This is a genomic window from Streptomyces sp. R35, from assembly GCF_041053035.1.
In the GTDB taxonomy this organism is placed as follows: Bacteria; Actinomycetota; Actinomycetes; order Streptomycetales; family Streptomycetaceae; genus Streptomyces; species Streptomyces lutosisoli.
In genome coordinates, this window is the sequence record NZ_CP163440.1 from 6,994,642 (window position 1) to 7,007,618 (window position 12,977).

General features: G+C 68.3%; 8 protein-coding genes. 6 read left to right on the forward strand and 2 right to left on the reverse strand.

Annotated elements, in window-relative coordinates; genetic code table 11:
- The first annotated feature begins 65 nt into the window (after positions 1–65).
- The 6 genes from AB5J50_RS31850 (at position 66) to AB5J50_RS31875 (ending at position 11,538) form a co-directional block, all read left to right on the forward strand.
- The gene (locus AB5J50_RS31850; RefSeq protein ID WP_369265571.1) at positions 66–1,622 is read left to right on the forward strand and encodes a recombinase family protein; all 1,557 of its coding nucleotides are present in this window, start codon (positions 66–68) and stop codon (positions 1,620–1,622) included.
- Between the two features lie 1,012 nt (positions 1,623–2,634).
- On the forward strand, positions 2,635–4,674 hold the full coding sequence (locus tag AB5J50_RS31855; protein ID WP_369261602.1) for a thioredoxin domain-containing protein: 2,040 nt from the start codon (positions 2,635–2,637) through the stop codon (positions 4,672–4,674).
- A 192-nt stretch (positions 4,675–4,866) separates the two neighbouring features.
- Positions 4,867–6,129, forward strand: a complete 1,263-nt coding sequence (locus AB5J50_RS31860) for a glycosyltransferase (protein WP_327431281.1) — start codon at positions 4,867–4,869, stop codon at positions 6,127–6,129.
- Positions 6,126–7,784, forward strand: coding sequence for an ArnT family glycosyltransferase (locus tag AB5J50_RS31865; protein WP_369261604.1), 1,659 nt, complete (start codon positions 6,126–6,128; stop codon positions 7,782–7,784). The genes AB5J50_RS31860 and AB5J50_RS31865 overlap by 4 nt, the downstream gene beginning before the upstream one ends.
- 194 nt (positions 7,785–7,978) lie before the next feature.
- Positions 7,979–9,127 (forward strand): glycosyltransferase, encoded by a 1,149-nt coding sequence (locus tag AB5J50_RS31870; protein WP_369261606.1) that lies wholly within the window; start codon positions 7,979–7,981, stop codon positions 9,125–9,127.
- Between the two features lie 143 nt (positions 9,128–9,270).
- Complete coding sequence (locus AB5J50_RS31875; RefSeq protein ID WP_369265572.1) at positions 9,271–11,538, forward strand: galactose oxidase-like domain-containing protein; 2,268 nt, start codon at positions 9,271–9,273, stop codon at positions 11,536–11,538.
- A 45-nt stretch (positions 11,539–11,583) separates the two neighbouring features.
- Here the strand turns inward: AB5J50_RS31875 and AB5J50_RS31880 are convergent, their stop codons facing one another.
- Positions 11,584–12,309: a Mut7-C RNAse domain-containing protein gene (locus AB5J50_RS31880; RefSeq protein ID WP_327431284.1), complete on the reverse strand. Its 726-nt coding sequence runs from the start codon at positions 12,307–12,309 to the stop codon at positions 11,584–11,586.
- A 33-nt stretch (positions 12,310–12,342) separates the two neighbouring features.
- Positions 12,343–12,972, reverse strand: a complete 630-nt coding sequence (locus AB5J50_RS31885; protein WP_369261608.1) for a TetR/AcrR family transcriptional regulator — start codon at positions 12,970–12,972, stop codon at positions 12,343–12,345.
- Between the last annotated feature and the right edge of the window lie 5 nt (positions 12,973–12,977).

The following is a 12,977-nucleotide window of genomic DNA, read 5'->3' on the forward strand; positions in this document are numbered from 1 at the left end:
TCAGCCCTGAGGAGCTGGAAACCCTGGGATTGGACAAGCCTGCGACGGCGGACCCGTCCGGCCTCATGGATGCCTACCTGCGACGCAGCAACAAGAAGGAAGACCTGGCCACGCTGCGGGGGCATCTGCGAGACGTGGTGCGCTGGGCGCAAGCGAACGGGCTTCAGATCCGGCACGTCTGGTTTGAACAACTCTCGGCTTCCAAGACCTACGTACGGCGCAGGGAGTTCGAGAAGGCCACACAAGCGATCATGGACGGCAAGTCCAAGACGCTTGGTGTGTGGAAGACGGACCGCTTCGACCGGCGCGGCATGGGGGCGGTGGGCCGGATGCTCGACGAGTTCGACCGCCGGCAATCGCGGCTCGTCTCCGTTTCCGAAGGGCTGGACTCATCACAGGGCGGCCGCATGGTCTTCGCGATCCTGAGCGAACGCGCCAGGGAGGAAGCGAAGGACATAGCGAAGCGCGTGAAGATCGGCCATGACTCGCACAAGGCGGAAGGCCGCAGGGGAACGGGCAGGCCCCCGTTCGGCCTCTACAGCGCCCCCGGAAGCGGCAAGGTCGAACCCCATCCCGACGAGTACGGCACAGCTCGCAGGCTGGCGGATCTCTTGCTCGACAAGAAGACGACGAAGGACACGGCCCACCAACTCAATGAGGAGGGGTACCGCACCCGGAGCGGTGCCACCTGGTCGCCCACGGCGGTGAGCAAGCTGGCTCAGTCCCCGCTCTTCGCGGGCATGGTCCCGGTCCGGCGGCGCAAGACAGACGAGCACGGTAACCCCTTGGACAGTTGGGAGGGGTACGGCGAGCCCCTGCGCGACGAGAAGGGCGAAGTCGTCATGTGCGGCAAGGGGGTTGTGACGCCGGGCGAGTGGTTCAAGATCAAGGCCCTCATCGCCGAACGGACCGATGAACGGTGGGCGAAGGGGAAGCCGGAAGCGAAGTACCTGGGGACGGGGAGCTACCGATGCGGGCGGATGCGGGACAAGAAGGGCACGGGGGAGCTTGAACCGTGTGGTGGCTCGATGAGCCACCGTGGCGGACGCTACCGGTGTGAGGTCCGGCAGACGCGGGGCAAGTCGATCTGCGAGGGAGTGGTGACCCTCGCCGACCGCATCGACCACGCGGTTGGACAGGCTTGGATCCACCACATCACGGCCCTTGAGCCGGGTGACCCGGTGGTCATCGAGATAGCCCGCCGGTGGCTCGCCTTCGCGGACCCCGAAACGCAGGCGAAGAAGGAAGAGGCCCAGAAGGCCCTTGAGGCCGCCCAGCGGCGTGTGAGGAAGCTCGAAGACGACTTCTACGTGTACGGGAAGATGGACGAAGAGCGCTTCGAGGAGCTGAGCGAAGGGCAGCGCGCCGTTATCGAGAGCACCGCCGCGACCCTTGAGGCGTTGGACGCGGAGGCAGACCTCTCGCCCCTCGTCCAGATCGACACCCTGCGTGAGGCATGGGAAGCGGCGGACATGGCGGACAAACGGATGCTCCTGAAGTGCGCCCTCGGAAAGAAGGGCATCACGGTCAAGCCCGCCGCACGGCAGGGGGATCACACCCCGATCTTGGAACGGCTTGAGTTCGACTGGCTGTCGAAGAAGGACACAACCATCAAGAAGTGAGTTCGAAGCGCAAGGCCGGGCCTTCGGGCCCGGCCTTTTGCATTGCCCCGATGGGCAATCTGCTCACCAGTCTCCGAGTGAGGGCGTCTACACGCCCGGCGTGATCGTGCTGGGACTGCGCGGATGGGCCTGCTGCCCCTCTACGTGGTGACGAAGCGACGGAATGACGTTTAGTTCTGTTCCATGCATAGAACTAAAAACACTATCTATAAGGGCTAACCCGGATTCAAGGTCACCTCGTCACTTCGTCACCGCTCGCGCTTCCTGCCGCTCACCCGCTGCCCCGGCTGTCTGTTCGGGGCTTCTTTGTGACTGGGAGGCCCGCCGTGTACTACCACTCCACCGACCTCGTGGCAGGCGAGATAGCCGCGCTCGTCGGAACCCCGGACGAACTCACGGAGCACATTCCCCCCCGCTGTCGCCCAGGCGTTCGCGGACTGGGATGCCGCCCGCTACATGCAGGGAGATAGCGGCCCTGTCGTTGTGCGGTCCGGTTTCGCCCGTGGCCCGTTCCGACTCGTAGGAAATCCTTTCCGGCCCTTGTATGAGTTCCCGTCCACGCTGCGTAAGGACGTGCTCCGTTCGCGGCTCATCATTCGTCGCCGTGAGGCCCGGCCTGTGTCATGGAAGACGTTCCCGGCATTGTCGCGTTGCGCGACAGCGACCGGCCGGACACCATCGTCACGATGTCAGCCGCGCAGTGGGCTGACGGCCGCTGTGAAGGCCGGAGAGTACGACGTGATCGCCTGAGAGTAGGTCCTGTGCCGAAGTGCCCCCGCTGTGATGCCGAGTGCCCCACGGATCCGGAGAACGGGTTGCCGTGGTGCGCCCGGTGCGGGGCGTTCTTCGGGCTCACCCTCCCCGCCTGCCGGGGTCTGTGGTGGTGGCGCAGTGCCGACATTCGTCAGCCGGTCCGGCCGCGCGAGCACTGAGCCGGCACCCCTCCGCCCCGTTCGTGCGCTGCCCCTGTGGCGCATGGGCGGGGCGGAGGTGGGTGCGCAAGGATGGGGGTATGCCCAACCGACTCGCGCAGGCCACGTCCCCGTATCTCCTTCAGCACGCGGACAACCCCGTTGACTGGTGGCCATGGGAGACCGACGCGTTCGAAAAGGCCCGGCGGCGCGACGTCCCCGTGTTCTTGAGTGTCGGCTACAGCGCGTGCCACTGGTGTCACGTGATGGCGCACGAGTCCTTCGAGGACCACGACACGGCTGCGTACATGAACGAGCACTTCGTGTCCGTCAAGGTGGACCGTGAAGAGCGTCCCGATGTGGACGCTGTGTACATGGAGGCGGTTCAAGCCGCCACCGGGCAGGGCGGCTGGCCTATGTCCGTGTTCATGACGCCGGACGGGGAGCCCTTCTACTTCGGCACGTACTTCCCGCCCGAGGCTCGCCATGGCATGCCGTCCTTCCGCCAGGTGCTCGAAGGCGTGCACAACGCCTGGACGAGCCGACGGGACGAGGTGGGAGAAGTCGCGGGGAAGATCACGCGGGACCTCGCCGGGCGGGAGCTGAGCACCGGGGACGCCGGGACGCCCACCGAGGAGACCCAGGCCCTGGCCCTCCTCCAACTGACCCGGGACATCGATCCCGCGAGCGGCTGGTTCAAGGGAGACACCAAGTTCCCGCCGTCGATGGTGATCGAGTTCCTGTTGCGCCACCACGCGCGGGCCGGCTCCGTGGCCGCGCTGGAGATGGCAGAAGGGCTGTGCGGCGCGATGGCCCGTTCGAGCCTGTACGACCAGGTGGGAGGCGGGTTCCACCGGTACGTACTGACGCCGAGGGCTGGTGGACCTCTGGTACCCCACTTCGAGAAGATGCTGTACGACAACGCCCTGCTGTGCAGGGTGTACGCCCACCTCTGGCGTGCCACCGGCTCCGAGCTCGCCCGCCGTGTCGCCCTCGAAACCGCGGACTTCATGGTGCGTGAACTCCGTACCAACGAGGGCGGGTTCGCCTCCGCCCTCGACGCCGACAGCGACGACGGGACCGGCAGGCACGTCGAGGGCGCGTACTACGTGTGGACGCCGGCGCAGCTCCGCGAAGTGCTCGGCGAGGAGGACGCCGGGCTCGCCGCCCATTACTTCGGGGTGACGGAGAAGGGCACCTTCGAAGAGGGGGCCTCCGTCCTCCAGCTTCCGCAGCACGAGGGCGTTTTCGACGCCGACCGGATCGCCTCGATCCACACACGGCTGCTCGCCGCGCGTGCCGAGCGGCCCGCCCCCGGCCGCGACGACAAGGTGGTCGCCGCCTGGAACGGGCTCGCCGTCGCCGCCCTCGCGGAGACCGGCGCCTACTTCGAGCGCCCCGACCTCGTGGACGCCGCGATCGGCGCCGCCGACCTCCTCGTACGGCTGCACATGGACGATCGCGCACGGCTGTCCCGCACCAGCAAGGACGGTCAAGTCGGGTCGAACGCAGGGGTGTTGGAGGACTACGCGGATGTCGCCGAGGGGTTCCTCGCACTCGCGTCCGTCACGGGGGAAGGGGTCTGGCTGGAATTCGCCGGGTTCCTGCTCGACCACGTGATCGTGCAGTTCACGGATGCCGAGTCGGGCGCGCTGTACGACACGGCGGGCGACGCCGAGCAGTTGATCCGCCGACCGCAGGATCCGACGGACAACGCCACGCCCTCCGGCTGGAGTGCGGCGGCCGGGGCGCTGCTGAGCTATGCCGCACAGACCGGCGCCCAACCCCATCGCACAGCCGCCGAGCGGGCGTTGGGCGTGGTGAAGGCGCTCGGGCCGCGCGCGCCCCGCTTCATCGGCTGGGGTCTGGCGGTGGCCGAGGCGCTCCTGGACGGGCCGCGTGAGGTCGCGATCGTGGGGCCGGGCGACGATCCGGCCACAAAGGCCCTGCACCGTACGGCACTTCTGGCCACCGCGCCGGGTGCTGTCGTCGCCGTGGGAGCGCCGGAGAGCGATGAGCTGCCGCTGCTTTCCGGTCGACCGTTGGTGAACGGGAAACCGGCCGCGTATGTCTGCCGTAACTTCACTTGTGACACCCCGACGACCGATCCCGACCGGCTCGGCACGGCGCTGAGCGGCTGAAACGGCCGTTCCCCAACCGGCCCAAACGCCACCAGTGTTCAGATTGTTCAGTTAGTCGACCGAGCGTGATGAAACACGCTCTTCACCAGAGCAACCCGCGTGCTTCACAGTTCACCCATAGTCTCTGCAACCTGACGCGACAGGTGTGACTCACCGTCGTGACTGGGGGCTTTTGGGGATCTGGGGGGATCTGTGCTCACGTCTGTCTTCATCGCTGCCGTTTCGCTGGCCTTGTTCTGGATGGCAGCCTTCACTTTGTGGTGGCAGATGCACGCGTGGCGTACGCCCGAGGTGCTTGCTTCCACCCGGTTCAGCAGTCCGGACGGCGGTGAGAGCCTGTCCTTCTCGCTGCTGCTGCCCGCGCGGCACGAGCAGGCCGTGCTCGACCACACCATCCAGCGGCTGCTGGAATCCAGCCACACCGACTTCGAGATCATCGTGATCGTCGGCCACGACGACCCGGAGACCACCGCGGTGGCCCGGAGCGCCGAGGAGCGCGACCCGCGCGTCCGTGTCGTCGTCGACCATCACGAGAAGAAGAACAAGCCGAAGGCCATGAACACGGCTCTGCCGCACTGTCGCGGCGATGTGGTCGGGGTCTTCGACGCCGAGGACCAGGTCCATCCCGAGCTGCTCGCCCACGTCGACCACGCGTTCCGCACCACGGACGCCGATGTCGTCCAGGGCGGTGTCCAGCTCATCAACTTCAACTCCAGCTGGTACAGCCTGCGCAACTGCCTGGAGTACTTCTTCTGGTTCCGCTCCCGGCTGCATCTGCACGCGCAGAAGGGATTCATCCCGCTCGGCGGCAACACCGTCTTCGTGCGGACGAACGTCCTGCGGGAAGCCGACGGCTGGGACCCCAACTGCCTTGCCGAGGACTGCGACCTGGGTGTGCGGCTCTCCAGTGTCGGCAAGAAAGTCGTCGTCGCGTACGACTCCGACATGGTGACCCGGGAGGAGACCCCGGGCTCGCTGATGTCGCTGATGAAGCAGCGCACCCGGTGGAACCAGGGCTTCCTCCAGGTCTACCGGAAGAAGGACTGGAAGCAACTCCCCGGCTTCGGGCAGCGGTTGCTCGCCCGCTACACACTGATGACGCCGTACCTCCAGGCCATCTCCGGTGTGGTCATCCCGCTCAACGTGGCCATCGCGCTCTTCCTCGACGTGCCCGTCGGCGTCGCGTTCATCACCTTCCTGCCGGCCGTGACCGCCCTGGTCACCTTCGTCTTCGAGCTCGTCGGACTGCATGACTTCGGCAAGCAGTACGGGCTTCGAGTCCGCTTCATCCACTACCTGAAGCTCATTGCCGGCGGTCCCTTCTACCAGGTGCTGCTGGCGGGCGCGGCCGTGCGTGCCGTATGGCGCGAGCAACGGGGCCGCAATGACTGGGAGTTGACCAGTCATGTCGGCGCGCATCTCACCGAAGTGATCCGAGAGGACGTTCCTGCGTGACCTCCACTCTTCCCGCGGCGACCACCACCACGGTCCCCGCGCAGCGGCCCCGTGCGCCCAAAATCGTCCCCAACCCCACTCCGGTGCTGCGTTTTCGCAGCTCGCGCTCGGATCTGATCCTGTGCGCGGTGCTCCTCGCGGCGATCCTCGTCGTCCAGGGCTGGAACATCGCCGACTACCCCACCCTCAGCGACGACGAGGGCACCTATCTCGCCCAGGCGTGGGCCGTGCAGCAGGGCAAGGGCATGGCCCACTACACGTACTGGTACGACCACCCGCCGCTCGGCTGGATCCAGATAGCCGCGCTGACCTGGATCCCCGCGCACCTCAGCCCGTCGCTGATGACCGTCGGCTCGATGCGGGTCGCGATGCTGCTGATCAGTGCCATCAGCGCGGTCCTCGTCTACGTCCTCGCACGCCGTCTCTCGCTGCCGCAGTGGGCGGCCGGGCTCGCGATGCTGCTCTTCGGGCTCTCGCCGCTGTCGGTCGTCCTCCAGCGCGAGATCTTCCTGGACAACATCGCGGTGATGTGGATGCTGCTGGCGTTCTGCCTGGCGGCCTCGCCGAGCCGTCATCTCTGGCACCACTTCGGTGCGGGCATCGCGGCCGCCGCGGCCGTGCTCACCAAGGAGACGATGCTCGTCATCCTGCCCGCACTGCTGGTCACCATGTGGCGCCACGGCCACCGTGACACCCGCAAGTTCGCGCTCACCGGAGCCATCACAGCCTGTGCCCTGATCGGCATGGCGTATCCGCTCTTCGCCCTGCTCAAGGGCGAGTTGTTCCCGGGCTCCGGCCATGTGTCGCTGTGGGACGGCATCGCCTACCAGATGAGCCGCCCCGGCTCCGGCTTCATCCTCGACCAGGGCACCGGCTCGTACGGCGTCCTGCACTCCTGGCTGTACTACGACCGCGTGCTGCCCCTCGGCGGCCTCGTCGGCGCCCTGCTGCTCCTGGTCACCTGGCGCTGGTCGGTGACCGCGCGCGCTCTCGCCGGACCCGCGTTCACCGTGGCGATCCTCGCCCTGGTGGCGCTGCGGCCGAGCGGCTATCTGCCCGCGATGTACGTCATCCAGGCGCTGCCGTTCCTCGCCCTCGTCCTCGCCGGCGGCACCGCCAGCGTCGCGCACGCGGTGCTGCGCAGGTGGCGCAGCGAGGAGGAGAAGCCGTACGTCACCTGGTCGCGCCGCGGGCTGGCGGCCGTGCTCGTGGTGGCGGCGGGCGCCTATGTCGTGCCCCGCTGGTACGACGGCGACCACACCGCCATGACCACCGACGCCAACGCCCCCTACCGGGCGGCCTCCGCGTGGCTGAAGACCGAGGTGAAGGATCCCAGGAGCACCCGGGTCCTCGTCGACGACGCGCTCTGGCTCGACCTCGTCCACGACGGATACCAGCCCGGCCTCGGCGTCATCTGGTTCTACAAGGCCGACCTCGACCCCGCGGTGACCAAGACGATGCCGCGCGGCTGGCGCGACCTCGACTACGTCGTCGCCTCCCCGACGGTACGGCGCGACGCGGTCGACCTGCCCAACGTCAAGGCCGCGATCGAGCACTCGACGCCGGTCGCCACCTTCGGCAAGGGCGCGGACCGCATCGAGATCCGGCACATCAACGACACCACCACCACGGCCAGTTCCGGAGGCAGTCGATGACCAGCTTCGAAAGCTTCGAAAGCACTGTCCCGGACGAGCTGGGCGATCCGGCCATACGCGCCGCCACCGCGAGTGAGCCGAAGGGGTGCGCCGGTGTCGAGAGGGCGAACGCGCGGAGGCCCGAAGGGTTGAGCACGATCGCCCTCTCGACACCGGCTGGAACGCCCCGGAGGCGAACCGAGCGCGAAAATACAGTGCCGGAGCCGGGCGCCGTCACCATCGTCGTCCCGACGTTCAACGAGTCCGCGAACATCCGCGAGCTGCTGCACCAGATCACGGAGGCGGTGCCGTCCCACCTGCCCTGCGAGGTCGTCTTCGTGGACGACTCCACGGACGACACCCCTCAGGTGATCTCCCAGGCCGCGCAGGACTGCCCGTTCCCCGTCACCGTGCTGCACCGCGACGAACCCGTGGGCGGGCTCGGCGGCGCGGTCGTGGAGGGGCTGAAGGCGGCGAGCTCCGACTGGATCGTCGTCATGGACGGCGACTGCCAGCATCCGCCGTCCCTGGTACCGGAGTTGGTCGCCTCCGGTGAGCGCGCGCACGCCGGGCTCGTCGTCGCCAGCCGTTACATCAAGGGCGGCAGCCGCGAAGGGCTCGCGGGCGGCTACCGCATCGCCGTCTCGCGCGGCGCGACCTGGCTGACCAAGACGCTCTTCCCGCGCAAGCTGCGCGGCATCAGCGACCCGATGAGCGGGTTCTTCGCGATCCGCCGCAGCGCGGTCACCGCGGACGTCCTCCAGCCGCTCGGCTACAAGATCCTCCTCGAACTCGCCGTGCGCAGCCGCCCCCGTCAGGTCACCGAGGTGCCCTTCGTCTTCCAGGACCGGTTCGCGGGCGAGTCCAAGTCGACCGCGCAGGAGGGCTTCCGGTTCCTGCGCCACCTCGTCGGGCTGCGCACCGCCTCGCCGGTCGCCCGCATGGTGGTCTTCGGACTGATCGGCGCCACCGGCTTCGTACCGAACCTGCTCGGCCTGTACGCGCTCACCGCCGCCGGCATGCACTACGTACCGGCGGAGATCCTCGCCAACCAGCTCGGGGTGGCCTGGAACTTCCTGCTCATCGAGCATCTCCTCTTCCGCGAACGCCGGGGGCACCGGCACTGGTGGGACCGTGCCGGCCGGTTCGCGCTGCTCGCCAACGCCGATCTGGTGCTGCGCATTCCGCTGATCGCGCTCTTCGTCGACCGCTTCGGGATGGGCGCACTCTCCGCCACCGCACTGGCCCTGGTGACGACCTTCGTCCTGCGCTTCGCGGGGACCGAAGCGCTGGTCTATCTGCCGCGCCGCAGCGGCAAGCACGCGGGCGGGAGCCGCGGCCGCACAACAAGGAGAACCCTGTGACCTACCGGGTACGACCAAGGCGGAGAACCTCACTACTGGCCGTGGCGGGCCTGGCCGCCGGACTGCTGCTCGTCTCGCCGCAGCCCGCGTCCGCCGCCAACCTCGTCACCAACCCCGGCTTCGAGACCGCCGGCAGCGACGACATGCCGTACTGCTGGGAGAAGTCGGGCTGGGGCGACAACGACTTCACCTTCTCGACCGTCGCCGACGCCCACTCCGGCAGCAAGGCCATGAAGGTCTCGCTGACCCGGCGCGCCGACGGCGACCGCAAGGCGCTGATCACGGAGTCCGCCACCTGCGCGCCGACGGTCACCGCGGGCAAGCAGTACGACCTCGGGCTCTGGTACAAGACGACGACTCCCGACGCCGCCATCACGCTCTTCCGGCACGACACGACGGCCGGCTGGCAGTACTGGACCGACCTCAAGACCCTGGACATGGCGGGCAGTTACACCCAGGCGAGCGTCCGGACCCCTGCCGTTCCGGCGGGCACGGACCGCATCACCTGGGGTGTCTCGGTGTACGGCACGGGCTCCGCGACCACCGACGACTACACGATGGAACAGGTCTCCGACCCGATCCCGCCGGCCACCTGCACCGGCACGGCCGACGAGTGCGCCAACGGCAAGTGGACGGTGCTGCCCACGCAGAACCCGGTCCGCTCCATGCACTCCGTCGTCCTCAACAACGGCAAGGTCCTGCTGATCGCCGGGTCCGGCAACAGCGAGGAGAACTTCGACGCGGGCACGTTCACCAGCGCGGTCTACGACCCGGTGAACGGCACGTACAAGACGATCCCCACGCCCAAGGACATGTTCTGCTCCGGTCACGTCCAGCTCGCCGACGGGCGGGTGCTGGTGATGAGCGGCAACAAGGCGTTCCCGGTCGCGGGCGGGCACGGGTACGAGGGGTACAAGGACTCGTACATCTTCGACCCGGTCACCGAGACGTACAGCAAGACCAACGACCTGAACGACGGCCACTGGTATCCGTCCGCCACCGAGCTGGGCAACGGTGACATCATCTCGTTCGGCGGGCTGCGCGAGGACTCCTCCGGCTCGGTGACCGCCGAGCGCTGGTCGGCCTCGGAGCAGCAGTGGCTGCCGCTGTGGAAGGTCAACCAGACCTGGTCGTTCTGGGGTCTGTACCCGTCGATGATCCTGATGCAGGACGGCCGCCTCTTCTACTCGGGCAGCCATGTCTTCGGCAACGGCACCCCGGGCACCGGTTCCGCGATCTACGACTACGACGCCAACACGACGACGGCGATCCCGGGACTCCAGAACAAGGACGAACGCGACCAGTCCGCCAGCGTGCTGCTGCCCCCGGCCCAGGACCAGAAGGTGCTGACGCTCGGCGGCGGCAACATCGACTCCAACCCGGACGCCAACCGGCTGACCGACATCATCGACCTCAAGGCCGCCAACCCGGCGTACACCGTCGGCCCGCAGATCCCGCAGGGCACGGTGGACCTGGGCAACGGCAAGGTGGCCGAGACCGGCAACCAGGGCAAGATGTACGTCTCCGCCGTACTGCTGCCCGACGGCAAGGTCCTGGAGACGGGCGGCGGTCTGCACAACCGTGCCAACCCCGTCTACGAGGCGTCGATCTTCGACCCGGCGTCCTCGACGTTCGACCCGGTGGCCGCCGACCCGGAGGCCCGCGGCTACCACTCCTCCGCGTTCCTGCTGCCCGACGGCCGGGTGATGGCGACCGGCGACAACCCGGGCAACGGCACCTGGAACCACAACGTGTCCATCTACACCCCGCCCTACCTGCTCAAGGGCACCCGCCCGGCGATCACTTCGGTGATCGACAACGAGTGGGTGTACGGGGACACGCAGCGGATCACGGTGGACCGGCCCATCGTGAAGGCGGAGCTGATCCGGCCCGCCGCGGTGACGCACTCCTCCGACCCGAACCAGCGGTACGTCGATCTGCCGCTGTCCGTCGACGGCAACAACGTCGACCTGAACGTGACGAGCAACCCCAACCTGGCACCGCCCGGCTGGTACATGCTCTTCGCGGTCGACGCCAACGGCGTGCCGTCGGTGGCCAAGTGGGTGCACCTCCAGGGCCCGTCCGCGCTGGCCACGGACACCGCGTCGGCGCATGTCCACTCCTTCGCCGACTCCCTGGAGGGCACGGTCACGAAGGCGGGCAAGAAGCGCGCCGGGCAGAAGGTGAGCACCACGATCTCCGGCTGCGACCGCCACTACGGGACGGTCAACGTCTGCGTGCCGACCGTCTTCCCGGACGGCGTGAAGAAGACGACGGCCTCCCGCTGCGCCTGGCTGAAGAAGAACGACTACGGGCGCCTGAAGGTCAACGGCAAGGACGATCCCCTGGGTCTCGACCCCAGCAAGGACGGACTGGCCTGCGGGGCGAAGGATCTGGTGAAGCGTAAGTGACCTTCAAGGGGCTGCTGACTGGTGCGGGTACGGCCTGGACCTGAGTCAGCTCCCGAACTCGGCGAGGGCGTGCTCCACGATGGCCTCAAGGCGGTCGTGGTGCGCGCCCTTCCAGTACGCGCGCCCGCAGTCCCCGCACTGGGCGAACACGTCGTACGACCGCTGTGTGCCGCCCTCCAACTGGTGCGCGACCTGTTCCTTCGTGGCCTCCCCGAGCAGGCCGTTGCACGCCGTACAGCGCGTCCAGGGCTTCAGCTCGGGCGCGAACCGGCCCAGTACGTCACGGAGTTGGTCGTCGGGCCGGGTGCTGTAGACGAACGCGCCCGCCCACAGCTCGCGGCGGCGCAGCAGTCCGCGGTCGCGGCTGAGCATGACGCGCCGCTCGGCCGCCGAGCGGGCGGCGAGGGCCGGGTCGCCGATGTCCGTCGACTCGTACGCCGTGTCGACGCCCAGCAGCCGCAGCCGGCGGGCGAGGGTGCCGAGGTGGACGTCGAGGAGGAAGCGGAGCGGGGCGCCGGGGACCTGCTGAGGGCGCTCGACCGCGCGCACCTCCACCGACTCGCCGGCCGCCGGGATGTGCGAGAACGGCACCTGACGGCCGTCCACGACCAGGGCGCCGGCCTCCGTCAGCGGGACGCCGAGCGACTCGACGACATGGCCGAGGGTCGAGACGCCGTCGGTGACGAGGGCGGTGGCGCCCCGGCGGCGGTCGTTCGGGACGAACACCGTCAGCTCGGGGGCGAAGTCGACGTGGATCTCGGGTCCGTTCACCGGGTCAGGATGCCACGGGGCAGGGCCCCTGCCTCAGGGCTTTTCGGTGGGGAGGCCGTGTTCCAGGACGTCCATGGTGCGGTCGATGAGGTTCAGGAAGTCGTCCTGGTGGCCGTTCTCGGCCCAGTACAGGGAGGTCTCCATCAGGCCGCCGATGAAGGACATCGCGTAGACCCGCACCTCCAGGCTCTCCGGGTCCCGGCCGGTGCGCTCGCCGATGGCCTGGCAGAGCATGCTGCCGGTGACCGACATGCTCTCCATCATCCGAGAGCGCACCGCCGGGACCTGGGCCAGCAGATGGGTCCGCAGCCGGGCCACCTCGGCGTCCTCCTCGATGCCGACCTGGGCGGCCTTCCGCATCACATACCGGATGGTGTCCGGCCAGGGCTCGTCGGCGGGCCGGGCCCGCACCTCCTCCATGATGAGCGGGTCGAACTCGTCCGTGAGGACGATGTCCTCCTTGGTGGGGAAGTAGCGGAAGACGGTCGACGGCGACACCTCGGCGCGCTCGGCGATCTGCTCGATCGTCGTCGCGTCGTACCCCTGCTCCATGACCAGTCCGTAGGTCGCGGTGCGGATGGCCTCGCGGGTCTTGATCTTCTTCCGCTCGCGGAGTCCCAGCTGGGGGCGGTCGGCGGGGGTGGAGGTTCGTGCGGCCGTCATGATGC

Coding starts and splice junctions, on each gene's coding strand:
- AB5J50_RS31850 (WP_369265571.1), top strand. CDS start 66: ATGGATGCCTACCTGCGACGCAGCAACAAGAAGGAAGACCTGGCCACG.
- AB5J50_RS31855 (WP_369261602.1), top strand. CDS start 2,635: ATGCCCAACCGACTCGCGCAGGCCACGTCCCCGTATCTCCTTCAGCAC.
- AB5J50_RS31875 (WP_369265572.1), top strand. CDS start 9,271: ATGCCGTACTGCTGGGAGAAGTCGGGCTGGGGCGACAACGACTTCACC.
- AB5J50_RS31885 (WP_369261608.1), bottom strand. CDS start 12,972: ATGACGGCCGCACGAACCTCCACCCCCGCCGACCGCCCCCAGCTGGGA.